The organism is Paraburkholderia sp. RAU6.4a, assembly GCF_050435625.1.
Lineage (GTDB): Bacteria > Pseudomonadota > Gammaproteobacteria > Burkholderiales > Burkholderiaceae > Paraburkholderia > Paraburkholderia tuberum.
Map to the genome: position 1 here is coordinate 1,410,010 of NZ_JBNDKQ010000003.1, position 26,200 is coordinate 1,436,209.

Annotated in this window: 26 protein-coding genes and 4 pseudogenes; 22 read left to right on the forward strand and 8 right to left on the reverse strand. The window is 63.9% G+C overall.

All coding sequences use genetic code 11. The features are described from left to right. The first annotated feature begins 18 nt into the window (after positions 1 to 18). The 7 genes from OKW40_RS31160 to OKW40_RS31190 all read left to right on the forward strand — a co-directional run bounded on the left by OKW40_RS31160 (position 19) and on the right by OKW40_RS31190 (position 7,168). On the forward strand, positions 19 to 939 hold the full coding sequence (locus OKW40_RS31160) for a LysR family transcriptional regulator (protein ID WP_184037845.1): 921 nt from the start codon (positions 19 to 21) through the stop codon (positions 937 to 939). A gap of 171 nt (positions 940 to 1,110) precedes the next feature. Continuing rightward, positions 1,111 to 2,418 (forward strand): MFS transporter, encoded by a 1,308-nt coding sequence (locus OKW40_RS31165; protein WP_429352714.1) that lies wholly within the window; start codon positions 1,111 to 1,113, stop codon positions 2,416 to 2,418. A gap of 136 nt (positions 2,419 to 2,554) precedes the next feature. After that, positions 2,555 to 3,457, forward strand: a complete 903-nt coding sequence (locus tag OKW40_RS31170; protein WP_090808166.1) for a LysR family transcriptional regulator — start codon at positions 2,555 to 2,557, stop codon at positions 3,455 to 3,457. Between the two features lie 191 nt (positions 3,458 to 3,648). After that, positions 3,649 to 4,857, forward strand: coding sequence for a CaiB/BaiF CoA transferase family protein (locus tag OKW40_RS31175; protein WP_429493206.1), 1,209 nt, complete (start codon positions 3,649 to 3,651; stop codon positions 4,855 to 4,857). Next, positions 4,854 to 5,630: an enoyl-CoA hydratase gene (locus tag OKW40_RS31180; protein ID WP_187618495.1), complete on the forward strand. Its 777-nt coding sequence runs from the start codon at positions 4,854 to 4,856 to the stop codon at positions 5,628 to 5,630. Before OKW40_RS31175 ends, OKW40_RS31180 begins: the two co-directional genes overlap by 4 nt. 70 nt (positions 5,631 to 5,700) lie before the next feature. Then, positions 5,701 to 6,126: a hypothetical protein gene (locus tag OKW40_RS31185; RefSeq protein WP_429493207.1), complete on the forward strand. Its 426-nt coding sequence runs from the start codon at positions 5,701 to 5,703 to the stop codon at positions 6,124 to 6,126. Between the two features lie 73 nt (positions 6,127 to 6,199). Further along, entirely contained in the window at positions 6,200 to 7,168 is a 969-nt protein-coding gene (locus tag OKW40_RS31190) for a PDR/VanB family oxidoreductase (RefSeq protein WP_429493208.1), read from the forward strand. Positions 7,169 to 7,183: 15 nt separating this feature from the next. On the opposite strand, the gene OKW40_RS31195 is transcribed toward OKW40_RS31190, so the two are convergent. Next, a complete protein-coding gene (locus tag OKW40_RS31195; protein ID WP_429493209.1) occupies positions 7,184 to 8,104 on the reverse strand; it encodes a LysR family transcriptional regulator in 921 nt (306 codons plus the stop codon). 175 nt (positions 8,105 to 8,279) lie between these two features. Here OKW40_RS31195 and OKW40_RS31200 point away from each other — a divergent pair, with 175 nt between their 5' ends. From OKW40_RS31200 to OKW40_RS31225, 6 genes are read left to right on the forward strand one after another with little or no spacing between them, the layout of a single operon-like run. Beyond that, positions 8,280 to 9,563 (forward strand): aromatic ring-hydroxylating oxygenase subunit alpha, encoded by a 1,284-nt coding sequence (locus OKW40_RS31200; protein WP_429493210.1) that lies wholly within the window; start codon positions 8,280 to 8,282, stop codon positions 9,561 to 9,563. Next, a complete protein-coding gene (locus OKW40_RS31205) occupies positions 9,560 to 10,060 on the forward strand; it encodes an aromatic-ring-hydroxylating dioxygenase subunit beta (protein ID WP_429333124.1) in 501 nt (166 codons plus the stop codon). Before OKW40_RS31200 ends, OKW40_RS31205 begins: the two co-directional genes overlap by 4 nt. Positions 10,061 to 10,113: 53 nt before the next feature. Beyond that, complete coding sequence (locus OKW40_RS31210; RefSeq protein ID WP_184073051.1) at positions 10,114 to 10,491, forward strand: hypothetical protein; 378 nt, start codon at positions 10,114 to 10,116, stop codon at positions 10,489 to 10,491. Next, the gene (locus OKW40_RS31215; RefSeq protein WP_429403872.1) at positions 10,484 to 11,014 is read left to right on the forward strand and encodes a nuclear transport factor 2 family protein; all 531 of its coding nucleotides are present in this window, start codon (positions 10,484 to 10,486) and stop codon (positions 11,012 to 11,014) included. The genes OKW40_RS31210 and OKW40_RS31215 overlap by 8 nt, the downstream gene beginning before the upstream one ends. Beyond that, positions 11,011 to 12,153: an amidase gene (locus tag OKW40_RS31220; RefSeq protein WP_429493211.1), complete on the forward strand. Its 1,143-nt coding sequence runs from the start codon at positions 11,011 to 11,013 to the stop codon at positions 12,151 to 12,153. The genes OKW40_RS31215 and OKW40_RS31220 overlap by 4 nt, the downstream gene beginning before the upstream one ends. Positions 12,154 to 12,175: 22 nt before the next feature. Then, entirely contained in the window at positions 12,176 to 12,919 is a 744-nt protein-coding gene (locus OKW40_RS31225) for an SDR family NAD(P)-dependent oxidoreductase (RefSeq protein ID WP_429493212.1), read from the forward strand. Between the two features lie 28 nt (positions 12,920 to 12,947). Here the strand turns inward: OKW40_RS31225 and OKW40_RS31230 are convergent. Continuing rightward, positions 12,948 to 13,277, reverse strand: a pseudogene (locus OKW40_RS31230) (response regulator transcription factor); the annotation flags it as partial. On the opposite strand from OKW40_RS31230, the pseudogene OKW40_RS31235 reads away from it, so the two are divergent. Then, a pseudogene (locus tag OKW40_RS31235) lies at positions 13,269 to 13,397 on the forward strand (4-hydroxyphenylacetate 3-monooxygenase reductase subunit); the annotation flags it as partial. The pseudogenes OKW40_RS31230 and OKW40_RS31235 sit on opposite strands and share 9 nt — an antisense overlap. 119 nt (positions 13,398 to 13,516) lie before the next feature. Here the strand turns inward: OKW40_RS31235 and OKW40_RS31240 are convergent. The 3 genes from OKW40_RS31240 to OKW40_RS31250 form a co-directional block, all read right to left on the reverse strand. Beyond that, on the reverse strand, positions 13,517 to 15,163 hold the full coding sequence (locus OKW40_RS31240; RefSeq protein ID WP_429493213.1) for an NRAMP family divalent metal transporter: 1,647 nt from the start codon (positions 15,161 to 15,163) through the stop codon (positions 13,517 to 13,519). Between the two features lie 46 nt (positions 15,164 to 15,209). Then, a complete protein-coding gene (locus tag OKW40_RS31245) occupies positions 15,210 to 15,344 on the reverse strand; it encodes a hypothetical protein (protein WP_018424053.1) in 135 nt (44 codons plus the stop codon). Between the two features lie 721 nt (positions 15,345 to 16,065). Beyond that, positions 16,066 to 16,446, reverse strand: a complete 381-nt coding sequence (locus OKW40_RS31250) for a BON domain-containing protein (RefSeq protein WP_187618485.1) — start codon at positions 16,444 to 16,446, stop codon at positions 16,066 to 16,068. Positions 16,447 to 16,799: 353 nt separating this feature from the next. On the opposite strand from OKW40_RS31250, the gene OKW40_RS31255 reads away from it, so the two are divergent. After that, positions 16,800 to 17,075, forward strand: coding sequence for a hypothetical protein (locus tag OKW40_RS31255; protein WP_429493214.1), 276 nt, complete (start codon positions 16,800 to 16,802; stop codon positions 17,073 to 17,075). Between the two features lie 543 nt (positions 17,076 to 17,618). Here OKW40_RS31255 and OKW40_RS31260 read toward each other — a convergent pair. Both OKW40_RS31260 and OKW40_RS31265 read right to left on the reverse strand, forming a co-directional pair. Next, positions 17,619 to 18,377 carry an SDR family oxidoreductase gene (locus OKW40_RS31260; protein WP_429493215.1) on the reverse strand — a complete coding sequence of 253 codons (759 nt, stop codon included), beginning with the start codon at positions 18,375 to 18,377 and terminating at the stop codon, positions 17,619 to 17,621. A gap of 53 nt (positions 18,378 to 18,430) precedes the next feature. After that, entirely contained in the window at positions 18,431 to 19,393 is a 963-nt protein-coding gene (locus OKW40_RS31265) for a GlxA family transcriptional regulator (protein WP_429493216.1), read from the reverse strand. Between the two features lie 263 nt (positions 19,394 to 19,656). Here OKW40_RS31265 and OKW40_RS31270 point away from each other — a divergent pair, with 263 nt between their 5' ends. The 5 genes and pseudogenes from OKW40_RS31270 to OKW40_RS31290 all read left to right on the forward strand — a co-directional run. Further along, positions 19,657 to 20,298, forward strand: coding sequence for an HD domain-containing protein (locus OKW40_RS31270; protein ID WP_429493217.1), 642 nt, complete (start codon positions 19,657 to 19,659; stop codon positions 20,296 to 20,298). 67 nt (positions 20,299 to 20,365) lie between these two features. After that, positions 20,366 to 20,650 (forward strand): YlcI/YnfO family protein, encoded by a 285-nt coding sequence (locus tag OKW40_RS31275; protein ID WP_090808191.1) that lies wholly within the window; start codon positions 20,366 to 20,368, stop codon positions 20,648 to 20,650. Further along, a complete protein-coding gene (locus OKW40_RS31280; RefSeq protein WP_187612459.1) occupies positions 20,647 to 20,955 on the forward strand; it encodes a type II toxin-antitoxin system RelE/ParE family toxin in 309 nt (102 codons plus the stop codon). The genes OKW40_RS31275 and OKW40_RS31280 overlap by 4 nt, the downstream gene beginning before the upstream one ends. Positions 20,956 to 20,976: 21 nt before the next feature. Next, positions 20,977 to 21,897 (forward strand): annotated as a pseudogene (locus OKW40_RS31285) (LysR family transcriptional regulator); the annotation flags it as partial. After that, positions 21,872 to 22,240: pseudogene (locus OKW40_RS31290) on the forward strand (MFS transporter); the annotation flags it as partial. The pseudogenes OKW40_RS31285 and OKW40_RS31290, both read left to right, overlap by 26 nt. 393 nt (positions 22,241 to 22,633) lie before the next feature. Here OKW40_RS31290 and OKW40_RS31295 read toward each other — a convergent pair. After that, positions 22,634 to 23,365, reverse strand: a complete 732-nt coding sequence (locus OKW40_RS31295) for a GntR family transcriptional regulator (protein ID WP_184037898.1) — start codon at positions 23,363 to 23,365, stop codon at positions 22,634 to 22,636. A gap of 170 nt (positions 23,366 to 23,535) precedes the next feature. Between OKW40_RS31295 and OKW40_RS31300 the strand changes: the two genes are divergently transcribed. Together OKW40_RS31300 and OKW40_RS31305 are read left to right on the forward strand one after the other, a co-directional pair. After that, positions 23,536 to 24,756, forward strand: a complete 1,221-nt coding sequence (locus OKW40_RS31300; protein ID WP_429493218.1) for a pyridoxal-phosphate-dependent aminotransferase family protein — start codon at positions 23,536 to 23,538, stop codon at positions 24,754 to 24,756. Positions 24,757 to 24,911: 155 nt separating this feature from the next. Continuing rightward, complete coding sequence (locus tag OKW40_RS31305; RefSeq protein ID WP_429493219.1) at positions 24,912 to 26,198, forward strand: MFS transporter; 1,287 nt, start codon at positions 24,912 to 24,914, stop codon at positions 26,196 to 26,198. The last annotated feature ends 2 nt before the right edge of the window (positions 26,199 to 26,200 follow it).

Sequence of the window (26,200 nt, forward strand, 5' to 3'; positions counted from 1 at the left end):
AGTTTGCGAGAGCTGCGCATGAACAAGCTGAATCCCGGCATCGCCGATCTGAATCTTCTGCGCGTGTTCCTCGCGATCTGGGACCTGCGCAGTCTGACGGCGGCCGGCGATCGGCTCGGTCTCACGCAACCGGCGGTCAGTCATGCGCTGCGCCGTCTGCGCACTCTGTTCGAAGACCCGCTGTTTTCGCGCACGCCCAATGGCATGGTCCCCACCGATGCCGCGTACCGCCTCTATCCGCCGCTCGCGCAAGCGTTCGCGATCATCAACGAAGCCGTGCAGCAGCTGGCGAAGTTCGAGCCGTCGACCGCGCGACGGGTGTTTCGCGTGTCGATGTCGGACATGTCGGAGTTCTACTTCTTGCCCCCGCTCGCCGCGCTGCTCGATCGCGAAGCGCGCGGCATCCGCATCGAGGTTGCCAATGTGCCGGTCGAGTCGGTCAGCGCGGCGATGCGCGCCGGCGAAGTCGATCTCGCGCTCGGCTATGTGCCGGGTCTCGACGCGGGCTGCGTGAGCCGGACGCTGTTCGTCGACGAGCACGTGTGCGTGGTGCGCGCCGGTCATCCGCTGCGCAAGACGAGGCCGAGCCGCGAAGATCTGAGCGCGCTACGCTACGTGTACGCGAGCACCAATGCGACCGGGCATCGGATGGTCGAGCAATGGCTCGACGAGCTGAACCTGAAGCGCGAGGTCGTGCTGCGGCTGCCGCATTTCGTCGTCGCGCCCGAGATCGTGATGAATACCGATCTTGCCGTGATCTTTCCGAAAAGCATCGCGAAGCGCTTCAACCGCGGCAAGGCGTTCCGGATTCTGCCGCTGCCGTTTCCGCTGCCGCCGATCGAAATCCAGGTGCACTGCCACTCGCAGTTCGCGGCGGACCCCGGCATCGCGTGGCTGCGCGAGACCATCCATACGATGTTTCATCAGCCGGCACGCTGAGCGCCCGTGAGCTTGCCCGCGGGTGCCCGGGCACGCCGGGCATATTAGCTGCACTGATACCCGCCCTGCTTTTCGGCTAATTTGACGCCACTATCTGTCGCCTCGACACTGCGTATCGTGCGAAGCCTTTTCTGAAAGGCCGCCATCCCCCCACTTCAGATGCGAGCAGACATGTCCTCCGTTCAATCCCCGATCGCGGCCGGGCGCGCCACAGCAGAGTCGGATCGCGCACTCAGGAAAATCATCATTGCGTCGGTGGCCGGCAACGCGATGGAGTGGTACGACTTTTTCGTGTACGGCACCGCGGCTGCGCTCGTGCTCGGGCAACTGTTCTTTCCCGCGCACGCGGACCCGTTGATCGGCACGATCGGGGCGTTTGCCGCGTTTGCGATCGGCTTCGTCGCGCGTCCGCTGGGCGGCATCGTGTTCGGGCATATCGGCGACCGCTATGGACGCCGCGCGTCGCTCGTCTGGACGCTGCTGATCATGGGCTTTGCGACCTTCGGCATCGGGCTGTTGCCGACCTATGAGCACGTCGGTCTGGCCGCCCCCGCGGCGCTCGCGGGCTTGCGCTTGCTGCAAGGCATCGCATCAGGTGGCGAATGGGGCGGCGGCGTGCTGATGATCAGCGAGAACGCTCCGCCCGAAAAACGCGGCTATTTCGCGGCGTGGAGTCAGCTCGGCGTGGGCGGCGGCTTCGTGCTGTCGGCGGGCGCGTTCCTCGCGGTGCAAGCGCTGCCGCACGATCAGTTCATGTCATGGGGATGGCGTCTGCCGTTTCTCGCGAGCATCGTGATTTTCGCGCTCGGCGTGTACATCCGTCACAACCTGCCGGAGAGCCGCGACTTCGAGAACGCGGAGAAAGCCGGCAAGACCGCGCATATGCCGGTGCTCGAAGCGATCAAGCGTCACCCGAAAGAGATCCTGATGGCGATGGGTCTGCGGGTCGCGGAAAACGGCGGCGCCTATATCTTTCTCGCGTTCTCGCTCGTGTACGGCAAGTTCGTCGGCATTTCGAATTCGGTGATGCTGACCGGCGTGATGCTCGCGATGGTGGTCGAAATGGGCGCGATGCTCGCGTGGGGCAAGCTGTCGGACCGCATCGGGCGCAAGCCGGTGTATATGATCGGCGCGGTGTCGCTCGTGGTGATGGCGTTTCCGTTCTTCTGGCTGCTCAACACGCAGTCCACGCCGCTGATCTGGCTCGCGCTTTTGCTCGGCACGGCCGTCTGCCACGGCGCGATGATCGGCACGCTGCCAGCGCTCGTCGGCGAACTGTTCAGCACCGAAGTCCGCTATTCCGGCGTGGCGCTCGGTCACGAAGTCGCGTCGATCTTCGCGGGCGGCCTGTCGCCGCTGATCGCGACCGCGCTGCTCGCGCACTACCAGGCCTACTGGCCGGTTGCCGTGTTCCTCATCGTGCTCGGTCTCATCACAGTCGTGACGCTGAAGTTCACGCACGAAACGCGTCAGCCGTAATGCTTCGCCTGCCTGGCGTGCAAGCCTTCGCGCGGTGACGTGTATCGCGCGAAGGCTTCGCTTTGGCCCGCGCAGTCTGAGGTAAAGGAGTGCGGTAACATGGCACTCCCCCAAGACCCGGTCCTCATGTCAGCGCATGAAAGTCGACACCACCACCGTTCGTCTCGTCGTCGCGATGGTCGAAGAGGGCAGCATCTCGCGGGCGGCCAACCGGCTGGGGCTCGCGGTGGCGGCGGCGTCGCGGCGCGTGTCGGATCTCGAGGAGCAACTCGGCACGAAGCTCTTCAGGCGCGTACCGCACGGCGTGGAAATGACCGAGTCGGGTGGCAAGCTGCTCGGCTATCTGCAGCAGGTCGACACGCTGGTGGACCGGCTCGCGAGCGAGGCGCAGGCACTCGTGAGCGGGTTCGACGGACGCATCGTGATCGGCGCGCCGAAAGCCGTGATCATCGAGTTTCTCGCCGCGGATATCGCCGCGATCCGGAATGCGTATCCGGGCATCTCGCTGAAGATCGTCGAAGAGAACAGCCGCATCGTGCAGCAGATGTTGCGCGACAAGATGATCGACATCGGCATCTACGAAAAGAAGAGCGGCTTTCTCGATCTGCCGCAAATGCGCTATCGCGAGGACCGGCTGGTGCTCGTTTATAGCCGCGCACATTTCCATCTTGATCCGCAGCCGATCACGCTCGACGCCTTGCTCGAGCTTCCGCTCGTCAGCCTCGGCAAGGGCTCGGCAATCCTTGCCGCCGTGCAGCGCGCGTTCCACAGCCGCGGCCGCCGCTTCGATTGCGACTATCTGGTCAATGGTTTCGACACGATGCTCGCCGTCGTGCGGCACGGGCTCGGCGTGGGTCTGATGCCGCCCGACGTGCTGCGCAGCTTCCATCCCGAGGACGGCCTCGGCGTCGTCGAGCTCGCGGGTGACTGGCATCAACGTAGCTACGTACTGTCTTGTGTGGAAGGACATGCGCAGGCGCAGACGCTGCGCAACGTCGAAGCCGCGCTCACGGCCGGACGGCGCGTGGCCGGCCGCTGAAGCGCAGGCGCAGCAGTTCCTGCGCTCGACGCCCTCGACTGCAAAGCACCCCTTCGTCTTTTGCGAAACCAGGTATGACCGTCGCATTCTTGCGGCGGCACCCTCGCGTGCGCGACAGTTGACGCACGCCAACACGGTGCTGCAACGGCCGGCCGCGCGACAGCGGCCCGGCAGGAAAAACAGGAGATGACATGACGCAAAGCCACGCACAAACACCATCCAGCGACGACGCGGAAACGAACAACCGGCCTTTGCCGCTACAAGGCATCCGCGTGCTCGACGTCAGCCAGGTGATGGCCGGCCCGTTCGCCTGCATGATGCTCGCCGATCTCGGCGCGGACGTCATCAAGGTCGAACCCCTCGAAGGCGACCAGACGCGCGGCGCCATGGGCTTCAAGATGAAAGGCCCGGACAGCATGGGCTTTCTGAACATGAACCGCAACAAGCGCTCGGTCGCGCTGGACCTGAAGACCGACGAAGGGCGCGAGTTTTTCTACAAGCTGGCCAGGACCGCCGACGTGATCGTCGAGAATTATCGGCCCGGCGTGGTTCAGCGGCTGCGGATCGATTACGAGACGATCCGTGAAATCAACCCGAAGATCGTCTACGCGAGCATCTCGGGCTTCGGTCAGAGCGGCCCGTGGTCGCAGCGCCCCGGCTTCGACCTGATGGCGCAGGCCATGTCCGGCGTCATGAGCGTGACGGGCTACAAAGGCGGCAAGCCCGTGAAGGCCGGCGTGCCGGTGGCGGACATCGGCTGTGCGCTGTTCGCCGTGTACGGCGTGCTTTCCGCTTATATCGGCGCGCAGAAGACCGGGCAAGGGCAACACATCGACGCGTCTCTGTTCGATTCGGCGATGGCCTTCTCGATCTGGGATATGTCGGATTACTGGGGAACGGGTGTCGAGCCGACGCCGCTTGGCACCAGCAACAAGATGAGCGCGCCGTATCAGGCCGTGAAGGCGCGCGACGGTTACTTCGTGATGGGCGCAACCAACCAGAAGCTGTGGTCGCGTCTTTGCGAACTGCTGGAGCGGACCGATCTGCTGACGAATCCCGAGTTCGAGACCGTTTCGCTGCGCCTGAAGAACCGCGAGACGCTGATCGAATCGCTCGAGAAGTCGTTCGGCCAGCGCGACTGCGAGGCATGGATCGAGACGATGCTGGCCGCGGGCATTCCCGCCGGACCGATCCTGTCGTATCCGCAAGCCTTCAGCAGCGAACATGCGCAGTATCGCCGCATGTGCATGGAGATCGACCATCCGGTTGAAGGCAAGGTCAAGAACATCGGCTTTCCGGTCAAGATGCTCGGCACGCCGCAGCGCGTGCGACGCCATCCGCCGCGGCTGGGCGAGCACAACGACGAGCTTTACGCAGAGATCAACGGGGCCGCGAAATGAGCGAAGCGACGAGTGAGAAAGTCAGGCTCGAACGTCTGACGGAGTCGGTCGCGCAGATCGTGATCGACCGCCCCGAGCGGCACAACGCGATGTCGATTCCGATGTACGAGACCTTGCTGGCATTGATCGACCAATGCCGCGCGGACGAAACCGTAGGTTGCATTGTTCTACGCGGCGCGGGCGGCAAGTCCTTTATCTCGGGCACCGACATCGACTACTTCCGCGACTTTACGGCAGGCTCGCAGGGCGTCGAATACGAAGCGCTCGTCGAACAGGTGATCGACGCGGTCGAACGCATTGCGGTGCCCACCGTCGCCGCGATCGACGGTTGGGCCGTGGGTGGCGGACTCGCCATCGCTACCGCGTGTGACTTCCGCATCTGTGCGCAGGGCTCGCGCTTCGGCGCGCCGATCGCAAAGACGTTATCGAACACGCTGTCGTCACGCAATCTCGCGAGGCTCGTGGCGGCATTCGGCGTGCCGCGCGTGAAGAAGATGCTGCTGCTCTCCGATTTCCTCAGCGCCGCCGAAGCGCACGCGTGCGGCTATGTGTATGACGTCACGGCGAAGGAACAGGTCGGCAACGCGGCGTGCGCGCTCGCCGAGCGGCTCGTTGCGCTATCGCCCGTGACGCAGCATGCGGTCAAGGAGAGCTTGCGGCGCATCGTGATCGATCAAAGCCTCGCAGACGAGGATCTCGTCGAGCAGGTGTACGGCAGCCAGCGGTTCCGCGACGCCGTCGCGGCCTTCGGCTCGGGAACGCCGAAAGGCTGAGCGTCCCGGATCGCACGCGCTAGTCGCGTGGCTTCACCACAAAAAATAAACCGCATCTGGAGGACGACACATGAAACGCCCGTCGCTGAAGGCCACCACCACCGTGCTGGTGATGTTGTGCCTGATGTATTTCATCACCTATGTGGATCGCGTCAACATCAGTACGGCAGCGGGGCAGTTCAAGAGCGAGCTCGGCCTCAGCAATACGCTGATCTTCCTTGCCGCGGCGATGTTCTTCAACGAAATGAACGTCGGCCCGATGTGGGCGATTCCGATGGACGTCGCCTACGACCGCTCCGGCACGGCCAGCGGCATCATGAGCGGCACCGGCTTCACTGCGGCGATCGCGAGCCCAGTCATCGCCGGGTTGGTCACCGACCGGTTGCACAGCTGGGATCTGACGTTCGTACTGTCGATCGGCGTGATGCTCTTCGGCATCGGGCGCTTGACACTTCAGCATAAAATAAATCGCATTGATGCAAGCACGGTTTTTTAATCTATTTTGCTTATTCGATGCGGGGCGCTAATCTCGGCATATCGTCCCCCCAGGAATACATCGGAAGGCAATCATGCAAGCGCAAACCCTGAAGGTTCGGGTCGACGCCTTGTGCGAAGAAGCACACGGGGTCCGCTCGTTCAGCATTTCGCGGCTCGATGGGCTGCCGTTCGAGCGCTACGAACCCGGCGCACATATCGACGTCACGAGTCCTTCGGGCGTCACGCGGCAATACTCGTTGTGCGGCGACCCGGAGTGTATCGAGTCGCAGATTTTCGCGGTGAAGAAGGAGGAGCAATCGCGCGGCGGCTCGCGCTCGCTTCATGAAGAGGTGAGCGTCGGCACCGAACTGTCGGTCGGCGCGCCGCGCAACCTTTTTCGTCTCGAAGAAAGCGCGGACGAGCACATCCTGATCGGCGCGGGCATCGGCATTACGCCGTTGCTGTCGATGGCTTATCGGCTCGCCGCGCGGCACGCGCGCTTCACGCTGCACTATTTCGCCCGCAGCGAGGCGCACGCGGCCTTCATGACGCTGCTCACGCGCGAGCCGTTCGCACGGCACGTGAAGCTGCATTTCGGCGTGCAGCCCGAGGAGCTGAAACCCGCGCTCGATGCGTGCCTGCTCGATGCAGGCGCGAACAAGCATGTCTACACGTGCGGTCCCTCGCCGTTCATGGATTTTGTCGTAGCGAGCGCTCAGCAACGCTTGCCCCCGGAAGCGATTCATCTCGAACGCTTCAAGGCGGAGCCGGCTCCCGTGGCCGAAGCGTTGCTCGATAGCTTCGACGTGCAGCTCGCGAGTAGCGGTCAGACGGTGCGAGTCGATGCGAACACGTCGATTGTCGATGCGCTCGCGTCGATCGGTATCGAGGTGGACACATCGTGCGGCGAAGGCGTGTGCGGCACCTGCATGGTGGATGTGGTCAGCGGCGAGCCCGAGCATCGCGATCACTGCCTGAGCAAGGCCGAGCGCGCGAGCAATAGCGTGATCTGCTGCTGTGTGTCGCGCTCGCGCACTCCCGTGCTCGTGCTCGACCTCTGATTCACCTCCGCGCAATCACATCTTCTCGAAGCCCGCGAGGATCTCGGTGATGAGGCCGCGCATCCACGCGATGCCTTCGTCTTCGTGGAAGTGCTCGTGCCAGTGCATCGTCACGGCGGCCTTCGGCAGCGGCACGGGCAGTGCATAGATCCGGAACGCGTCGCCGCGATTGAGGATATGCGCGAGCCGTTCGGGCAGCGTCGCGAACAGATCCGTCGCGGCCAGCACGCCAGGCACCGCGACGAAGTGCGGCAACGCGAACGCGATATTGCGGCCGACGCGTTGCGCGCGCAGCGCGTCGTCGAGCGCATGGTGGCTATGTTCGAGCGAGCGCACCTGGATGTGCGACGCGGCCAGAAACCGGTCGAGCTTCAGCGTGTCACCGCTCGGCAGGTCGCGGCGCTTGCGCGTCATGCACACATACGATTCCTCGAACAGAAGGCTATGCCGCGTGCGCGGCAGCAGCGACGGCAGATTGCCGATCGCGAAGTCCAACCGGCTCGAGCGCAGCGCCTCCTCGATCTCCTCCACCGGCAACGGCTCGACGACCAGCTTCACGCGCGGCGCGGACTTCTGCAGCGCCGCGCACAGGGCGGGCAGATAGGCCATTTCGCCCGCATCCGATAGCGACAGACGAAACGTGCGCGTGCTCGTCGCCGGATCGAAACGTTCCGCGTAACGCAGCGCCTGACGCACGGTGTCGAGCGCGTGGCCGACGATTTCCGCGAGCTCGAGCGCGACGGGGGTCGGCTGCATACCCGCGCGCGTGCGGATAAAGAGCGGATCGTCGAACATCGTGCGCAGACGGCCGAGCGAGTAGCTGACCGCGGGCTGCGTCAGCGCGAGGCGTTCGCCCGCTTTCGTCAGGCTGCGCTCCTCGACGATCGCCTGAAACACTCTCAGCAGATTGAGATCGACGTGGTCGATGGAGGTCATGGCGTCTCTTGTGATATCAGCCGAACTTATTCGGCAACCTGTTTTTAATCGATTTGACGCATGATCGTCGCAAAGCGAGACTGATGTCAACGAGAGGATGCGCTGATGTGTTGCACGCGACTCGTCGCGTCGATGTGCGTCTTCATTCCAACCACGCAACTGTTCCCCGCATACGATGAGTACGCCGATCTATCAAACCATCGACACCAGCGCTTTAGCCAGGCGCGCCGAGGCCGATCGCATCGCGCCTTCCCTCTACTACGATCCCGAGCTGTTCGAAGTCGAACTGGAGCGCATTTTCTACAAGACGTGGATCTGGGTCGCGCATGACAGCGAGCTGCCGAAGCCCGGCGATTTCATCACGACGACGATCGGCCGGCAGCCGGTGATCGTCGTGCGCGACAAGAGCGGCGCGGTCAACGTACTGCAAAACCGCTGCCGGCATCGCGGCGCGACCGTGTGCGAAGAGCACAAGGGCAATGCGAAGGGCTTCACGTGCCCGTATCACAGCTGGTCTTATGCGCTCGACGGCACGCTGCGCGCTCTGCCGTACGGCGACGGTTACGAAGGCGTATGCGAAAAGGGCGATCTGCCGCTGAAGAAGCTGCGCGTGGGCGTCTATCAGGGCCTCATTTTCGCGAGCTTCAACGAAACGATCGAACCGCTCGAAGACTTCCTCGGCGGCGCGAAGCCGTGGATCGACCTGTTCATGAAGCAGGGCGCGGGCTATCCGATCAAGGCCAACGGCGAGCACAAGTTCAAGTTCAAGGGCAACTGGAAGATCCAGCTCGAAAACACGACGGATCTGTACCACTTCCCGGTCGTGCACAAGTCGTGGATGAAGTCGATCGACGACGAAACCGCCGCCGCGATCACCAGCTTCATGACGAGCGACCAGGCGTTCTGCCGCTCGCTCGGCAACGGTCACAGCCTCGCGGTGCTGATGCCCGAGATCGTCGATCTGGACCGCGACGACGGCGCGCCGCTGCCCGAGCGCTTCAGCGAACTCGCCGCGCAACTCGCGCAAAAGCACCCGCCGGAAGAAGTGCGCCGCATCGTGCGCTCGCTGATGGGCGTCGGCTTCAACCTGAACCTGTTCCCGAATCTCGCGCTGTCGATGGCGTTCTTCCGCGTGCTGCGGCCGATTTCCGCCGAGGAAACGGAGATTCGCCACGTCGCGCTCGCGATGGACGGCGGTCCTGAAGAAGCGAACCGCGTGCGCCTGCGCATTCACGAGCACTTCCAGGGCCCGTTCGGCTTCGGCAGTCCCGACGACGCCGAAGCGTGGGAGCGCGTGCAGCGCGGCTCGCATGCGGGACCGGACGTACCGATCCTCGTCAATCGCGGTCTGAATCGCGAAACGACCGCCGCGAACGGCGAGAAAACCGCCCACGCAACCGATGAAACCGGCATGCGCGAAGCCTACAAGCAATGGCGCGCAATGATGGAGCAGGCATGATGGACGACAGAAACGCACTCTTTTCCCACCAGACATTTGCGCGCGCGATCGAGTTCATCTGGCGCGAAGCCGAATTGCTCGATCGACGCGACTATCGCGAGTGGCTTGAGTTGTGGGACCCGGCGGGCCACTACGTGGTGCCGATCGATCCGAACACGACCGATTACGCGGCAACGCTGAACTACGCGTACGACGATCAGCACATGCGCGAGCTGCGCGTGCAGCGCATGACGTCGGGCTATTCGGCATCCGCGTCGGATGCCGCGCGCACGGTGCGCACGGTGTCGCGCTTCACGCTCGCGAGCGATAGCGCGGACATGGTCGAAGTGAAGTCGTCGCAGATCATCATCGCGTACAAGCGCGGCACGTCGACGATCTTCGCGGCCGATCTGACGCACAAGATCAGCATGGCGAGCGGCGAGCCGCGTCTCGTCGAGAAAGTAATCCGCCTGATCGATTCCACCGATGCGCTGAGCGCGATCGGCTTCCTGCTCTGACCGGTCATCATGCCGACACTCGAAGGCTATCAACCGAACCAAGGAACGTTCCCATGAGCGACAACCGAAACCTGCCTTTGCGTGTGCTGTTCTGCTGCGGCGTCTCGCAGAACTTCTTCGACTTGCCGCGCGAACAGATCGGCGAAGTGTGGCAAGCGTACGGCAAGATGCTGAACGCGATCGAAGCGATGGAAAACGTGCGCGTGCTGGGCGTGATGGACGACGATCGGCTCGTGGTCGGCAACGCCGATGGCGCGCCGTGGACGTTCTACATCATGGCCGACGTCGCCGACTTCGATACCGCGGTGGCCGTGTGCAATCTGTATCGGACGACGCCGGTCGGCGACTACAACCTGTGGCGCTACGGCAAGATCGAGGCGCGCGTGGGCCGTGCGCTGACGGTGCCGCCAGCGGTCGCCAACCATGCGTGACGCGATGACCGATCCGGCTATCGACGCGCTGCTCGCGCGCGTCAAAGCGCTAGAAGCACAGAACGCGGTGCGTAAGACGATCGCACGCTACATGGCGCTGTGCGATGTGCCCATGCGCGCGCTCGAAGGCGAGGCGCTCGCCGCGCTGTTCGCCGAAGACGCGATCTGGGAAGGCATCGGCCCGCAGTACGCGAACAAGTTCGGGCGTCTCGAAGGGCCGGCGCAGATCGTCGCGATGCTGCAGCGTTATCTGCCGCCCACGCCGCACTTCGCGACCAATGTCCACTTTCTGACTGCGGAGCACATCGAGGTGAACGGCGACACGGCGAAGGGTCGCTGGATCATGTTGCAGGCTTCGGGTTATGTCGATGCGAAAGCGGAACTGATCGCGGCGCGCCTCGAAGTCGACTTCGTGCCCGCCACTCACGATGCGAGCGCGACATGGCTGATCCGCCATTTCCGTACCGAGCGTCTTTTCGATGCACCGTGGCAAGTCAACCCGGCCCAGGGAGTTTCGGCATGAGCGCATTTCTGCAGACATTCGATCTGAGCGCGACGGACAGCGCCGACGCGCCGACGATCGCGATCAAGGACAGCATCGACGTCGCCGGCTACGCGACGACAGCGGCAAGCCGCGCGCTTGCCGACGCACCGCTTGCATCGGAGCACGCCGAAGTCGTGCGGCGTTTGCTCGACGCCGGCTGGCGCGTCACTGGCAAGACCAACATGCACGAACTCGCATTCGGCATGACCGGCATCAACGACTTTTCCGGCACGCCGGTCAATCCGCAGGACGCGGCACGCATTCCGGGCGGATCGTCGAGCGGGTCCGCGTCGGCGGTCGGGCAGAAGTTCGTGGACGCCGCGCTCGGTACCGACACCGGTGGCTCGGTCCGCGGCCCGGCCGCATGCTGCGGCGTTATCGGCCTGAAGCCGACGTTCGGCCGCGTGTCGCGGCACGGCGTGGCGCCGCGCGTCACGACACTCGACTGCGTCGGACCATTCACGCGCGAGACGGACACGCTGATTCGCGTGATGACGGCGATCGATCCTTCGTTTCGCGCTGACGATGCGCGTCGTGACGTTTCGCAGTTGCGCATTGGCATGGTCGCAGTCGACGCGGATGACGACATCGCCAAAGCAATCGCCGACGCGGTCGGAAAGTCCGAACTCGCCATGCAAGCGATCGAACTCGCGTCGCTGAAGGACGCATTCACGGCCGGCCTCGCGGTGATCAACGCGGAGACATCGCGCGCATTCGGCCATCTGGTGGCAAGCGGCAAGCTCGGCGCCGATATCGAAGCGCGCCTGCGCGCGGCCGCGGCCACGAGCGCCGCCGATCTCGACGCGGCGGAACGCGTGCGCCGCACCTTCACCGACGAAGTGGACCGCGCGCTCGACCGGCTCGACGTACTCGTGCTGCCGACGCTGCCCTCATTGCCGATCACGCTCGAAGCGGCACGCGCCGGCACGTCGGTGATCGGCATGTCGTCGTTGATCCGGCCGTTCAACCTGAGCGGGCATCCGGCGCTGAGCCTGCCCGTTCCGATCGAACGCTCGACGCTGAAGGCGGGCCTGCAAATCATCGGTCGCAAGAACGATGACGAAACGGTGTGCGCGGTCGCCGCGCACCTCGAAGCGCGCCTCGCGCAATCCGTCTGAACGCAATCCAGGAGTCAGCAAGATGTCGAACAGAGTCGCGCTCGTGACGGGCGCCGCGCGCGGACTTGGCGCCGTTGTCGCGCGTCGTTTTCACGACGCAGGCTACAGGGTCGCGCTGGCCGATATCGCGATCGAACCCGCGCAAGCGCTCGCGCATGAACTCAGCAGCGACGGCTCGAGCGCCTGCGCAATCCGGCTCGACGTCACGCGCAAGGCGGACTTCGAGGCGGCGCGCGACGCGTTGCTCGAACGTTGGGTTGGCGTGGACGCGCTCGTCAACAATGCGGGCGCCTCGAAGGTCGTGCCCGTGATGGACATTACCGCCGAGCAGTTCGATCAGGTCATCAACGTGAATCTGCGCAGCGTGCTGTTCGGCTGCCAGGTATTCGGGCAGTACTTCGCGCAGCGCGGCGTGGGCCGCATCGTCAATATCGCGTCGCTGGCGGGGCAGAATGGCGGCTCGGCAACGGGCGCGCACTATGCGGCCGCGAAGGGCGGCGTGCTGACGCTGACCAAGGTCTTCGCGCGCGATCTCGCCGCGTGCGGTGTGACAGTCAACGCGATCTCGCCGGGGCCGCTCGATTTGCCGATCGTTCACGAGAGCGTGGCGGCGGACAAGCTGGCAAAAGTGATCGAAGCGATACCGGTCGGCAAGCTCGGGGCCGCGTCGTATGTTGCCGATGTCGCGGTGATGCTCGCTTCCGGTGACGCTTATTTCGCCAATGGCGCGTGCTGGGACGTCAACGGAGGCCTGTACATGCGCTGATGCGTCTGCAAGGGCCGAGGCGGCCGGGTCATTCCGGCCGCTCGTCCGACGGGCCCCATACTTCGGGCACGCCGCGCACGAGGGTCGGAATCGACGAAGCGCCGAGCTTTTCCTTGATGCTCGCGCGATGCACGTCCACGGTTTTCACACTGATCGACAGGTCCGCCGCAATGACCTTGCTCGGCTTCCCCTCGATCAAACCGTGCAGCACTTCCTTCTCGCGCGACGTGAGCGAGTTGATCCGCTCACGCAGTTCGAGTTGGCGCATGTGTTTCGCGTGACGCTGGGACGCGAGTTTCATCGCGCGTTGAATGCGCTCGAGCATCTGCTGCGAGTTGTACGGCTTCTCGACGAAGTCGGCTCGCACTCGGTCATGTTCGTGAAGACCACGCAGATTCGCGTGCGCGCCGACGGCGACAGCCTGATTTACTTCGACCGGAATTTTCTCCGGGTGCCGCGCGCGTGGAAGGGGCAATGAGTCATTTGAAGCGCTGCCGGCCAGCTCGGGCTCCGGCAGCGCTTACGTTGTCGCTCCGGACATGGCTCCCGTAAAACCTCACCATTGCCCGGACCTCCTGGAACTCCTCACCATTCGCACTACTTCAGCAACGCCATCTGCACGACCTTGACGATCACGAGCGCGATCGCGAGCAGCAGATAGCCGCGCAGCACGCCCATCCATACGCGTTTGGCGAGCGTCAGACGCGGCGGCAGCAGTTCGTCGAGCGGCGGCATGCGCCACGTGTTGCGCGCGTCCTTCGCATAGACCGGAGCCGGCTCGGCCGCGGACTCGCCGCGCAGCTTGCGCATCCCGAAGCTCGCCACATACCCGACGACCGCGAGCAACGTGCCGCCCGCCAGGACTTCGATGATCGTTTCCGCCGCGATGTCCGGATAGATCACCGACGCGGTCAGGACGATCGACAGCATCACGAGCACCCAGATCACCGCGCCGGTAAATAGATTGAGCTTTTTCGAATTGGCCCACGGACCGAGCACCGCGCGATCGTTGCACAGCAGCAGCAGGAACACGGTCGCGCTCGGCAGCAGTACGCCGGCGAGCGTCTGCACCGCTTCTGTCAACAGACCGAGCGGGCTGCCTGGAATCAGCACCAATGCCGCGGCGGCCGCGACGATCGCGAAGTACACGACGTAGAAGCCCTTCGCATCCGACACGCTACGGTGCAGCGAATGGCGGATCTTGAACACGTCGCCGATCGCATAGGCGGTCGATAGCGACACAGCCGCCGCGCCGATCACGCACGCGTCGAACAGCGCGATCGCGAACAGCACGGCCGAGGTACGCCCCGCGTATCTCTCGAGACCAGCGATCACACCGCCCGCGTCCGTGAAGTTGCCGAACCCGGGCCGTCCGTCGAACAACGCCGCGCTGAACGAGATCATCGCGACCGCGCCGATCAGTACGAACACGATGCCGATCCACAGGTCGGCTTTTTCGTAGTTCATGAAGCGCGGCGTGATGCGCTTGTCGACCACATAGCTCTGCTGGAAGAACAGCTGCCACGGAGCAACCGTCGTGCCGACGATGCCGATTACGAGCAGCATCACGTCGGACAGCTTCGAGTGCGCGGGCCAGTTCGGAATGAAGAAGTCGCGCGCGATCTGGCCGACCGGCGGGTGAATCGACACGAGCACCGGCACGAGCAGCAGACTCAACACGCACAGCGCGACCGCGAAACGCTCGAAGCGGCGGAAGTCGCCGGTGCTGACGGCGGCCATCGTCAGCGCCGCGGCGATACACACGCCCGCGATCTTCGAGACGCCGAAGAAGTCGAGCACGAACGTGATGCCGATGAATTCCGTCACGATGGTTAGCGCGTTCAGCATGAACAGATCGACGACGCTGAACGCGCCCCAGAACTTGCCGAAGCGCTCGAAAATAAGCCGCGCGTGGCCCACGCCTGTGACCGCACCGAGCCGCAACACCATCTCCTGATTGACGAACAGCACCGGCACCAGCAACAGCATGGTCCACAGCAACGTAGTGCCGTAGTTCTGGCCGGCCTGCGTGTAGATGCCGAATGCGCCCGCGTCGTTGTCGCCGACCATCACGATCAGACCGGGGCCGAGGATCGCGAGCAGCGTGCGCAGGCGCGCCCACCAGCTCGTGCGTGGCGCGATGTCATGGTGAGCGATCGTGCCGAGCGCGCCCTTGATATCGCCGACGTGTGCCGAATCGAGCACGGCGCTGCGCGCGGAGGAAATGTTCGTCGGAGTAGACATGTCGTTCTCTCCTGGTTGTATTTGTTGAAGGTCGGATCGCGAAACGCTATGCCACGCGCGACATCACGCGACGGCAGAAGGCGATGAACGGATGCGGTGCGTGTAGCACGAGCATGCCGTCGTAATGGGCGCGCGATTCCTGCACACGCGGGAACTGCGAAAGAAGGAGGCCGAATTGCATGAGGGATCTCCGTGCGCCGGTTTCGACGCGCTGGTGGAAAGCCAGCAGACACGGAGGCCGCGTATGTCCGGGCGCGGCGGTGGAGGTCTACTCGCTTTCCTCAGTTGATAGAACGGGGAAGCGGCATAAGGGATAACTGTCACTGTCGGGCATGGCGGCTCCTTGTCGGTGTGTAGCGGGGACTGCGTTCGAGCGTCTGAAGCGTTCGCTACACACGTTCGCTACACACGTGTTTATCCACGCGTTCGCGCGCATTGCGTTGAACTGTTTGCGTTGACTGACAACGCGCGCGCAAACGCGACCGCAAGCGCAAGGCTCGCGATGCGACGCCGTATCGGCGCGGGAACGCGCGTGAACGCGGCGTTCCTGTCATGCGGATACGACGTTACTTTAGGTGCACGGGAAGAAACTGCGGCGCGCACCGTCTGCCAACTGGCAAGACGGCGGCTAATGAAGAGAGCGCGGACGTCCTGCCGGTCAGGCAGCGAATCTGTTCGAAAGTCGGCTACTGCAGGTGTCCAAGGCACGAGCCCCATCGGTGATGATTTTTGAATTCTAGGGTTCGCCTTCCGCCGAGGTCAACCTGTTTCTTAAGCAGAGCAGAAAAAATCTGCGGCGCGCGACGGTGGGCACTTTGAATGACGTGCGGGTCGAGGCCGATATAGGGGGGAAGGTCGAACAGGCGGCACCGATCCGTCCGGCCGATGCCACCACGCCGTGCTCACTGATTGGCGCGCCGTCGCTCGGTCAGCCGGTTATGCACGCTTCTGACGCCGCGAACCGATCGCGCGGCGTTGCCGGCTCGCGCGATTTGCGATTGCCGCGGCACGGTGCCGGTCAGCGTAACGATGCCGTGACGCGCTTCGACACGGATGTTCGCCGAATTGAGGTTCGTGGTGCGCGTGAAAGCGCGGCGGACGTCGCGGACGATTGCGCTGTCGGACCGGTTGTTGTTCCGGTTCGAAGCCGCTGGGACCGACTGGCTTTGCATCGACGCATCGTTCGGCATCTCGCGCGTCTGTGCGTTTGCACAGGTCGCGCAAGTCGCGATGGCCACCGCGAACATTGCACCGAGGATTCTGCTCGCGCCGTTTGTTTTCATTCTTCCTCCTTTGCCGGTTTGTCAGGAACTGCCGTTCGAGCCGCGTGCTGCCAGCGGGGAAGAGGCGGCGCAACGCACTACCGCCTCGCGACGAGTCATCGACCGTCGGCCCCGATTATATTCTGCGGCGCACGCGCCGATACTGATAGGTGAGACGATTCGGGAGCCGCCGAGGTGAGAATATGCGCACCTGTACGCGCACTTCAAAATTGAAGGTGAGGGAATTCGGGAGTCGCCCGGACGGCGCTACAAATTGCGAATGCTTTCCTGAGAAAACTAATATCGCATTCCCAACCTTGCTTCCTTTTCGTCAGGTTCGCCCATGTCGATGCAACGTTTCCGTCAGAGGCGTCATGCGGTCAGGCCGTCTGGCCGGAAGCCGGCGAAGGCGGCGCGCACAAGAGACAAAGGCGCTGCTCGAACCCGAGACGGTCGACGAAGACCGTCGCAATCATCTGATCGCGTTAAGCGATGCCGCACAGGCGCTCGTCCTCGAACTCGCGCAATTGGACGATCAGAACGACGACGAATTTTGCGGCCATCTGCCCGCGCAGGTTAGAACGGCGATCGTCGACGCGATGAAGAACGTCGTCGCGGTGCATGGGCTGAACAACGTGCCAATCGAATGAACGTGGCGCGTGCATCGCGTCAAAGGTGAGGACTTTCGGGAGTCGCGCGCGGGCGGTTCTTTTGCAACTAACCGGCCGGGCCAGGAACGGCACAAACCGCGCGGCAAGAGGCTCGCGGGAATGCGCGCATTTATGCCTGTCAGCCATAGGTGAGGATATTCGGGAGCCGTCGGTGCTGTATCGGGCGACGGCCCGTCGTGCGACGTACAAAACGCGCTTCATGCAGTCGCCAATCATGGCATCCGTCGCGGTGACCGTGCGCCGGCGGTGTAACGTAAGTCGTTGAATGTCCAGGCGATCTGCCGCGTACGCGGCCGGTATCGGCGAAGCGATCCGGCTGCGTTCGATCAAAGGTGAGGGATTTCGGGAGCGGTGTGTGAGCGCCGCAATGCGCTCGCTGAAATGCCTCCTCGAGTCCTCTTTTCACCTCAAAGGTGAGGCTTTTCGGGACAAACGACGACGGTAGCTGACGCCGATCCGCCACTGCTCCGTGCTTGAGGTGAGGATTTTCGGGAGCGCAAATACCCGGCAGCAATAGCCCGTTCAGGCCGATTTCGCGATCTCGCGAATGTCCGCGACCGGCGTCTGCCCGAACGCATCGCAGAGCGCATAGTCGATCAGCTGCGCCGCGCATTGCTCGGGCGTCGACAGTTGGCCGTTGCGCTTCAGCTCGTCGAAGCGCTGGCGCATCGGGAACTGCTCTTCGCCGCTACCGCGAATTTGCGCCTGCATGTCCGTATCGATCACACCCGGCGCGAGGCTGCAGATGCGCAGCGCGCGATTCGCGTCGAGCGCGACGGCGCGCGCGTGATGATCGAGCGCGGCCTTGGTCGCGCAGTAGATGCTCCAGCCCGGATACGCGTTGCGCGCCGCGCCGCTCGAAATGTGCACGATGCGGCGGTCGGTTGCGTCGACGGCCGCGGCGGCGAGCGCGCTCGCGAGCATCAGCGGCGTCGCGACGTTCAGGCTCACCGCGTCCGCGACGCTCGCGGCGTCCTGTCCTTCGATGGGCCCGATCGGCTGCATCATGCCCGCGTTGTTGATCAGCAGCACCGTCTGCGCGCCGCGCACGAAGTTGCTCAGTGCGTCGGTGGCGATCCATTGCGCGACGCGTGCGGGCTCGGCCAGCGGCAGCTCGATCTCTTCGAGCCGCGCGGCAAAGCGCGCCTTCAGCGCGGCATGCCGCGAGCGCGACAGACCCAGCACCGTGACGTTGCGCGCGAGCAGTTGTTCGGCGAGTGCCGCGCCCAGGCCGCGCGTATGGCCGGTGACGATCGCGCGAATCGGAGAAGAGGAGGTCATGTCGTTCCTGGTGATCGTTGACGTGCAGAGTCGACGATTTTCTCACGCCGTATTCACACCGGGCGAAAGCGCTCGCGATACTGCATCGGCGTCACGCCAAGCCGCTTCGTAAACACGATGCGCATGCGGTCGGCGGTGCCGAAGCCGCAATCGTAGGCGATCGTCTTCAGCGCCGCGGCGCTGCTTTCGAGCAGCTTGCGTGCGGCATCCACGCGCGCGCGTTCGACGAATTCATGCGGCGTCACGCCGGTTTCCTGCACGAACACGCGCGCGAAGTTACGCGCGCTCATGCCCGCGACGTCGGCGAGCTGCTTGACGGTGAAGCTGTCATGGATACGCGCCATCACGTGCGCCTGCACTTTCGCGGCGGGCGAGGTGTCGTCGGCGGGCGCGGTCAGATAGGGGCTGAATTGCGACTGACCGCCTTGCCGCTGCGCGAACACGACGAGCCGCTTGGCGACCGCGAGCGCGGTATGCGGACCGTGATCCTCGGCCACCAGCGCGAGCGACAGATCGATGCCGGCCGTCACGCCCGCAGAGGTGACCAGCGGCCCGTCGCGCAGATAGATGCGATCGAAGTCGACCCGCGCGCGCGGAAACTGCGCGGCGAGTTGCGCGGCGTGCTGCCAGTGCGTCGTCACGTGGCGCCCATCGAGCAGGCCCGCGTGACCGAGCGCGAAAGCGCCGGTGCAGATCGAGCCGTAGCGGGCGCAACGTGTCGCGACGTTGGCGAGCCAGTCGAGCAGGCGCGCGTCCGGCACTTCGTTGCGCGGTAGCGCGGGGCCGCCGGCGACGAGCGCGAGATCGAACGGTTCGCGCGACTGCTCGAAGGTCGCGTCCGCCACCAACGTCATCCCGTTCGATGCGCGCAGCGGCGCCGGGTCCGCGGCCAGCAGCTTGACCTCGTAGTGCCGCGTGGGCGCGACGAAGCGGTTCGCTTCGGAGAACACGTCGACGGGACCGGCGACGTCGAGTGCCTGCACTCCTGGGAAGATCGCGATCGCGACGGTGGGCATCGGATGACGTCCTTTGACGGGGAACGTGAAGGGCACGCCGCGGCAGTCAACGCTGTGCGTTTGGCAGTGTTCAACGGCTCGCGGCAATTGTTCGCGGCGCCGCGCTGGCCAATACTGGATCGGTCGGACGCGCGGTCTCACAGGCAGGCGACAGGCATTGACATCACGGCGCGGACCAGCATACCAAAACGCGCTCTGAAGCCGCGGCGCGCGTCCGGTGGATTACTTTCACATTCACGTTCGCATATGAAGGAGTACGCCGCATGACTACGACGATCGCAGGTATCCAGATTCCCGACAGCATGATGGCGCGTGAAGCCACCGAGCTCGTGCGCGACACCGAAACGGAGTTGCTGTATCACCACTCGCGGCGCGTGTTTCTGTTCGGCGCGCTGGCCGGGCAACGCAAGCAGCTGAAGTTCGACCCCGAACTGCTGTACATCGGCGCGATGTTTCACGACATGGGCCTCGTCGCGCCATACAGCAGCGAGCAGGAGCGCTTCGAAGTCGACGGCGCGAATGCCGCGCGTGAATTTCTGCGGCGGCATCGGATCGGCGAGGACGACATCGAGCAGGTGTGGACCGCGATCGCGCTGCACACGACACCAGGCATTCCGCAGCATATGAAGCCGGTGATCGCGCTCGTCACTGCGGGTGTCGAAATGGACGTGCTCGGTCTCGCCTACGACGAATTCAGCGAGCAGCGGCGCGAGGAAGTCACGCATGCGCATCCGCGCGGCGCGCACTTCAAGGAAGGTATCATCGATGCGTTCGCGCACGGCACGATCCACAAGCCGCACACGACGTTCGGCAACGTGAAGGCCGACGTGCTCGCGCTGAAAGACCCGCATTATCATCGCGAGAATTTCTGCACGATGATTCTGGGTTCGGCGTGGAAGTCGTGAAGGGCTGCTTGCGGCAGACATGAGGTAGCGCGATAATGCATCGCTAATGCGATGCATGGAGAGAACGATGAAAAGCGCTACTTTCCCGTCGGTTCGGGTCAAGCCCGAGCTGCGGGCCGCGGCCGAGGACGTGCTGCAGGACGGCGAAAGCCTGTCCAGTTTCGTCGAGCAGGCGATCCGCGACAACATCGCGCGGCGCCTGAATGTGCGTGAATTCGTCGTGCGAGGGCTTGAGTCGCGTGCTGAAGCGAAGCAAAGCGGCGACTACGTATCGGCCGACGACGTGCTCGCCGGTCTCGAAACGCGGCTCCGCGAAGCAAAAACGAAGGCGCGCGCGAAGAAGCACCGATGACGTATCAGGTTCGTTTCACACGCGCAGCGGCGGCGGACCTGCAGAGACTGTACGATTTCATCCTCGAGCGGGACGACGGGGATTTCCCGCTCGCCAAACGCGCGTTGCAAGCCATCCGCGATGGTATCGCCACGCTGCGCACATCGCCGTTCACTTGCCGAAAGGTTCAGCGCGATACGCCGTTTTTGCGCGAGCTGCTGATCCCATTCGGTCGCGCGGGCTACGTCGCGCTGTTCGAGATCGACGACAACCAAACCGTGACCGTGCTGGCGGTGCGCCATCAGCTAGAGGATGATTATCACTGACCGAACTTTCGTCGCCGCGCCATGGTCATCAAAAACCTTCTCCGTAAGCTCGACCTCACCACGCTGCAGCTCTTTCTCGCCGTCTTCGAAGAAGGTACGCTCACGCGTGCCGCCGAGCGCGAGGCGATCGCCGTGTCGGCCGCCAGCAAGCGGCTGGTCGAACTCGAACAGGCGGTCGGCGCGTCGCTATTCCAGCGCAACGCGCGCGGCATGACACTGACGCCGGCCGGCGAAACGCTGTTGCATCACGCGCGCCGGGTGCTGCGCGACATCGAGAGCATCGGCATCGAACTGGCCGGTCATGCTAGCAGCGTGCTCGGCTATGTGCGGATGATGGCGAACCTGTCGGCGATCGTCGAATTTCTGCCTGAAGATCTGCGCGCGTTCCAGTCGTTGCACGAGCGCGTGAAGGTCGATCTCGAGGAGCGGCCGAGCGGCGGCGTCGTCAAAGCCATCGACGAAAGCCTCGCCGATCTCGGCATCTGTTCCGGCGACGCCGATACGCGCGAGCTGCACGTCGAGCACTACCTACGCGATTCGCTCGTGATCGTGATGCGCGACGATCATCCGCTCGCGGCACGCACGAGCATCGCGTTCGCCGAAACGCTCGATGGCGATCACGTCGGCCTGCATTCGGCGAGCTCGATCAACGCGCGCACCCACCTCGCGGCGCCCCAGGCCGGCAAGCCGCTGCGCCTGCGCATCCACGTGCCGGGCTTCGATGCGGTGTGCCGGATGGTTCAGGCTGGCATGGGCGTCGGCGTGCTGCCGCAAAAGGTGTATCAACTGATGGGCCGCCCGCTCGGCCTCGTCGGCATGCCGCTCGACGACGATTGGGCCGAGCGCAGCCTCGTGCTCGTCGCGCGCGACGTCGATGCGTTGTCGCCGGTGAGCCGGCTGCTGTTCGATCATCTGCGCACGGTGCATGGTGGTGGTCGGGCGCCTGTCGGACGCGAGCGGCGAGCGGCGCAAGTTCGTGTTCGGGCTGCTGTTGATGTCGGCGCTCGGCTTCTTCGCCGCGCGATTCTTCGACAAGCAGACCACCTTGCTGGTGGTCGCGCTTGCCATGATGGGCGCGGGCGTGGTCGCGGGCGGTACCGCGTCGATCAACACGCTCGGGCAACTCGGCGGGATCGTGAGCCCGGTGATGGTCGGACGTGTGAAGGATCTGACCGGCAGCACGACGCCGGCGCTTTATGTGACCGGCGCGATGAGCGTGGTGTGCGCGCTGATCGTGCTGTATGGGTTGCCGGAGTCGTTGCGCGGTCGTGAAACGACGCAGTGAAATCGAGGGTGGAGGGCGCGGCCGTTGGCTTGCATCGCGTGAGGTGCCGCGCCGCTGCCCGCTCCCGCATCCGCGCACGATAGGCCTGCCGTATCAAACACTTGGCTGGCCTGTGCGCAGGTTGTCCACAAGCTTGTTCCCAAATTATGTGGACAACTGGACTTCGAGGTCGGCGCGAGTGAAACGGCATCCTTGCGAAGCCCACTCGCCAGTATCACGGACTCCATAGCGACGCTCACTGCCTACGCGTGCACCGCGCGCGGATAGTTCTCATGCTTCAAGCACTTAAGCTCGCTGTGCGAAGGTTGTCCACAGGCTTGCCAACAATTTAGGTGGACAAGTTTTGTTGCCGACGGAGTGGCGAGGAGCGGGATTCGGCATCAGTTGTCCGCATCACGCCTTCAACCCGGAGGCCGAAGCAACCACCTCCTCCTGCACCTGCACCTGCAAAACCGCATCCCGCTTATCGAGCAGATGCTGCCGCAAAATCGCGCTGAGCTTCTTGCCGTCGCGAGCCTCGAGCGCCTTCAGCATTTCATCGTGATCGTGAATCGCGCGGTCCCACTTCGGCGTCTGATAGTTCGAGCGAAAGCGCAGCGCCTGCAGCCGCCGGTTGACCGACACATACGTCTGCCGCAGCGCCGAATTTCTCGCCGCTTCGTTGATCTTGTCGTGGATCGCCTGGTTGCGACTGTAGTAGCCCGGCAGATCGTTCTGCGCACGGCACGCCAGCATCGCGTAATGCAGCGCCTTGATCTCTGCGAGTTCGGCCGCGGTGATGCGCTCGGCCGCGAGTTCGCCGGAAAACGCTTCGAGGCCGCTCATTAGCTCGAAGGTCTCACGCACCTCCGCTTCCGACATCTTCGATACCGACGCGCCCCGGTTCGGCGAAATCTCGATCAGACCTTCGGCAGCCAGCACCTTCAGCGCCTCGCGCAGCGGCGTGCGCGAAATGCCGAGCGTTTCGCACAACTCCCGCTCGTTCAGTTTCTTGCCGGGCTCCAGCGCTCCCTCGACGATAAAGCGGCGAATGTGCTCCACCACCGTGTCGTGCAGGCGCTGACGCTCGACCTTCGGCATCAGCGGGGCAGCGGTCAGACCCGCGTCGAGATCCGAATTTTGCATACAAAAATCCTCAGCTTCACATGGATTGGATTTTATCGGAACCATATCGATTAGTTAATCCATGCGCACACGCGGGTAAACACGGGCCTTAGAGGCCAATTTTCGTCTTGGGAGCGTCACGGTTCATCTGATATAGTTTTTTGCATGCAAAATTCAATTGGAGGACTCTGATGCTGAAGCTAGATTTTCATCCCGCTGGCCGTCACTTCCTGCAGATTCCGGGGCCGAGTCCGGTGCCGGATCGCATCCTTCGCGCGATGAGCTATCCGACCATCGACCATCGCGGACCCGAATTCGGCGAGCTGGGTCTCAAGGTGCTCGACGGCATCAAGAAGATCTTCAAGACGCAGCAGCCGGTCGTCATCTATCCGGCGTCCGGCACGGGCGCATGGGAAGCCGCACTGTCGAATACGCTGAGCCCCGGCGATCACGTGCTGATGTTCGAGACCGGCCACTTCGCGACGTTGTGGAAAAAGATGGCCGAGAAGCTCGGCCTGAAGCCCGAATTCCTGGGGCTGCCAGGCATCGAAGGCTGGCGGCGCGGCGTGCAGCCGCAGATGATCGAAGAGCGTCTGCGCGCCGACACGCAGCATGCGATCAAGGCGGTCTGCGTGGTGCACAACGAAACCTCGACCGGCGTCACGTCCGACATCGCCGCCGTGCGTCGCGCGATCGACGCCGCGGGCCATCCGGCGCTGCTGCTCGTCGACACGATCTCCGGTCTCGCGTGCGCTGATTATCGTCATGACGAATGGGGTGTCGACGTGACCGTGTCGGGCTCGCAAAAGGGCTTGATGCTGCCGCCGGGCATCAGCTTCAACGCGATCTCGCCGAAGGCGATGGCCGCCAGCCAGCACGCGAAGCTGCCGCGCAGCTTCTGGGACTGGGCGGAAATCGTCGAGATGAACAAATCCGGCTACTGGCCGTACACGCCGAACACGAACCTGCTGTACGGGCTGCATGAAGCGATCGAAATGATTCTCGGCGAAGGGCTGGACAACGTGTTCGCGCGTCACGAGCGGCTTGCCGAAGCGACGCGCCGCGCGGTGCGCGCGTGGGGGCTCGAAATCCAGTGCGCCGATCCCGCCGTCTATAGCCCGGTGCTGACGGGCGTGATGACGCCCGACGGTGTCGATGCCGATGCGGTGCGCAAGCTGATCTACGAACGCTTCGACATGTCGCTCGGCACGGGCCTCGGCAAGATGAAAGGCCGCATGTTCCGCATCGGCCATCTTGGCGATTGCAACGATCTGATGCTGCTCGCGACACTGGCTGGCTGCGAAATGGGTCTGCGGCTTGCTGGCGTGCCGCTCAAGGAAAGCGGCATGCCGGCCGCGATGGAGTGGCTGAGCCAGGCACCGAAGACGTCGGGATTGAAGGCCGCGGCCTGATTGTCGGGCGCAGGGAGCGCTTCCCTCATCGAGCCGCGCGCAGAACGCGGCCAGAACAACATGCAATGCGTCCATAGCGGCTCTCGCGGCCGACGGGCGACGGACGCAGCGCGCCACTTCAGGCGCGCCGTCGACACATGCCATGGAGAGAGACGATGAAGCGGTTTCGTTTGACCAGTGCGACCAGTATCGTTCTAGTGATGCTCTGCATCATGTACTTCATCACGTACCTCGATCGCGTGAACGTCAGCACCGCGGCGGCGGGTTTCGGCAAGGAATTCAATCTCACGCATACGCAGGTCGGGCTCGTGTTCTCGGCCTTCGCGTATCCGTATCTGCTGTTTCAGGTGATCGGCGGCTGGGTCAGCGATCGCTTCGGCGCGCGACGCACGCTGCTGTTCTGCGGCGCCATCTGGGGTCTCGCGACGGTGCTCACGGGCTTCGCGGGCGGGCTCGCTTCGTTGCTCGCCGCGCGGCTCGTGCTCGGTTTCGGTGAAGGCGCGACGTTCCCGGCCGCAACGTCGGCGATGTCGCGCTGGGTCGCGAAAGAAAAGCGCGGCTTCGCGCAGGGCATCACGCACGCGGCGTCGCGAGTCGGCAACGCGGTCGCGCCGGCGCTCATCGTGATCGTGATGACCAACTGGGGCTGGCGCGAATCGTTCTTTATCTGCGGCGCGCTGAGTCTGGTGTGGGTGGTCACGTGGGCGGTCACGTTCACCGAGCATCCGAAAGATCATCCGCGCATCACGGCCGAGGAACTCGCGGTGCTGCCCACGCCGAAGCCGAAAGTCTCCGGCCTGCCGTGGGGCAAGCTGTTTCGCCGCATGACGCCGGTCACGATCGTCTACTTCTGCTACGGCTGGACGCTGTGGCTGTTCCTGAGCTGGATTCCGCTGTACTTCCTGCATAACCACAATCTGCAATTGAAGAAGTCGGCGATCTTCGCGTCGGTCGTGTTCTTCGCGGGCGTGATCGGCGACACGCTCGGCGGCATCGTCACCGATGCGATCTTCAAGCGCACCGGCAGCCTCAAACGCGCGCGCAGCTGGATGGTGTCGGTGTGCATGCTGTTCTGCCTGCTGTCGCTGATTCCTCTGATGTTCACGCATGACCTGACGTTGTCGATTGCCTGTCTCGCGTCGGGCTTCTTCTTCGCCGAGATGACGATCGGCCCGATGTGGGCGATCCCGATGGATATCGCGCCGGACTTCGCCGGCACCGCGAGCGGCATGATGAACACGGGCTCGGCGCTCGCCGCGATCATCTCGCCGGTGATGGGCGGCTTTCTGATCGACCGCTTTGGCAACTGGGATCTGCCGTTCGTCGGCAGCATGTTGCTGATGGGCATCGGCGTCGTGCTCGCGTTCCGCATGCAGCCCGAGAGCCGCTTCGAAGTTGGCGCGTCGGAGAAGGCGCACGTTTCCACCCGGATGGGCGTGTAAAA

What these genes read in the sequence shown, in the direction of transcription:
- OKW40_RS31160 (WP_184037845.1), top strand. Translation starts at nt 19, where the DNA reads ATGAACAAGCTGAATCCCGGCATCGCCGATCTGAATCTTCTGCGCGTG.
- OKW40_RS31165 (WP_429352714.1), top strand. Translation starts at nt 1,111, where the DNA reads ATGTCCTCCGTTCAATCCCCGATCGCGGCCGGGCGCGCCACAGCAGAG.
- OKW40_RS31170 (WP_090808166.1), top strand. Translation starts at nt 2,555, where the DNA reads ATGAAAGTCGACACCACCACCGTTCGTCTCGTCGTCGCGATGGTCGAA.
- OKW40_RS31175 (WP_429493206.1), top strand. Translation starts at nt 3,649, where the DNA reads ATGACGCAAAGCCACGCACAAACACCATCCAGCGACGACGCGGAAACG.
- OKW40_RS31180 (WP_187618495.1), top strand. Translation starts at nt 4,854, where the DNA reads ATGAGCGAAGCGACGAGTGAGAAAGTCAGGCTCGAACGTCTGACGGAG.
- OKW40_RS31185 (WP_429493207.1), top strand. Translation starts at nt 5,701, where the DNA reads ATGAAACGCCCGTCGCTGAAGGCCACCACCACCGTGCTGGTGATGTTG.
- OKW40_RS31190 (WP_429493208.1), top strand. Translation starts at nt 6,200, where the DNA reads ATGCAAGCGCAAACCCTGAAGGTTCGGGTCGACGCCTTGTGCGAAGAA.
- OKW40_RS31195 (WP_429493209.1), bottom strand. Translation starts at nt 8,104, where the DNA reads ATGACCTCCATCGACCACGTCGATCTCAATCTGCTGAGAGTGTTTCAG.
- OKW40_RS31200 (WP_429493210.1), top strand. Translation starts at nt 8,280, where the DNA reads ATGAGTACGCCGATCTATCAAACCATCGACACCAGCGCTTTAGCCAGG.
- OKW40_RS31205 (WP_429333124.1), top strand. Translation starts at nt 9,560, where the DNA reads ATGATGGACGACAGAAACGCACTCTTTTCCCACCAGACATTTGCGCGC.
- OKW40_RS31210 (WP_184073051.1), top strand. Translation starts at nt 10,114, where the DNA reads ATGAGCGACAACCGAAACCTGCCTTTGCGTGTGCTGTTCTGCTGCGGC.
- OKW40_RS31215 (WP_429403872.1), top strand. Translation starts at nt 10,484, where the DNA reads ATGCGTGACGCGATGACCGATCCGGCTATCGACGCGCTGCTCGCGCGC.
- OKW40_RS31220 (WP_429493211.1), top strand. Translation starts at nt 11,011, where the DNA reads ATGAGCGCATTTCTGCAGACATTCGATCTGAGCGCGACGGACAGCGCC.
- OKW40_RS31225 (WP_429493212.1), top strand. Translation starts at nt 12,176, where the DNA reads ATGTCGAACAGAGTCGCGCTCGTGACGGGCGCCGCGCGCGGACTTGGC.
- OKW40_RS31240 (WP_429493213.1), bottom strand. Translation starts at nt 15,163, where the DNA reads ATGTCTACTCCGACGAACATTTCCTCCGCGCGCAGCGCCGTGCTCGAT.
- OKW40_RS31245 (WP_018424053.1), bottom strand. Translation starts at nt 15,344, where the DNA reads ATGCAATTCGGCCTCCTTCTTTCGCAGTTCCCGCGTGTGCAGGAATCG.
- OKW40_RS31250 (WP_187618485.1), bottom strand. Translation starts at nt 16,446, where the DNA reads ATGAAAACAAACGGCGCGAGCAGAATCCTCGGTGCAATGTTCGCGGTG.
- OKW40_RS31255 (WP_429493214.1), top strand. Translation starts at nt 16,800, where the DNA reads ATGCGGTCAGGCCGTCTGGCCGGAAGCCGGCGAAGGCGGCGCGCACAA.
- OKW40_RS31260 (WP_429493215.1), bottom strand. Translation starts at nt 18,377, where the DNA reads ATGACCTCCTCTTCTCCGATTCGCGCGATCGTCACCGGCCATACGCGC.
- OKW40_RS31265 (WP_429493216.1), bottom strand. Translation starts at nt 19,393, where the DNA reads ATGCCCACCGTCGCGATCGCGATCTTCCCAGGAGTGCAGGCACTCGAC.
- OKW40_RS31270 (WP_429493217.1), top strand. Translation starts at nt 19,657, where the DNA reads ATGACTACGACGATCGCAGGTATCCAGATTCCCGACAGCATGATGGCG.
- OKW40_RS31275 (WP_090808191.1), top strand. Translation starts at nt 20,366, where the DNA reads ATGAAAAGCGCTACTTTCCCGTCGGTTCGGGTCAAGCCCGAGCTGCGG.
- OKW40_RS31280 (WP_187612459.1), top strand. Translation starts at nt 20,647, where the DNA reads ATGACGTATCAGGTTCGTTTCACACGCGCAGCGGCGGCGGACCTGCAG.
- OKW40_RS31295 (WP_184037898.1), bottom strand. Translation starts at nt 23,365, where the DNA reads ATGCAAAATTCGGATCTCGACGCGGGTCTGACCGCTGCCCCGCTGATG.
- OKW40_RS31300 (WP_429493218.1), top strand. Translation starts at nt 23,536, where the DNA reads ATGCTGAAGCTAGATTTTCATCCCGCTGGCCGTCACTTCCTGCAGATT.
- OKW40_RS31305 (WP_429493219.1), top strand. Translation starts at nt 24,912, where the DNA reads ATGAAGCGGTTTCGTTTGACCAGTGCGACCAGTATCGTTCTAGTGATG.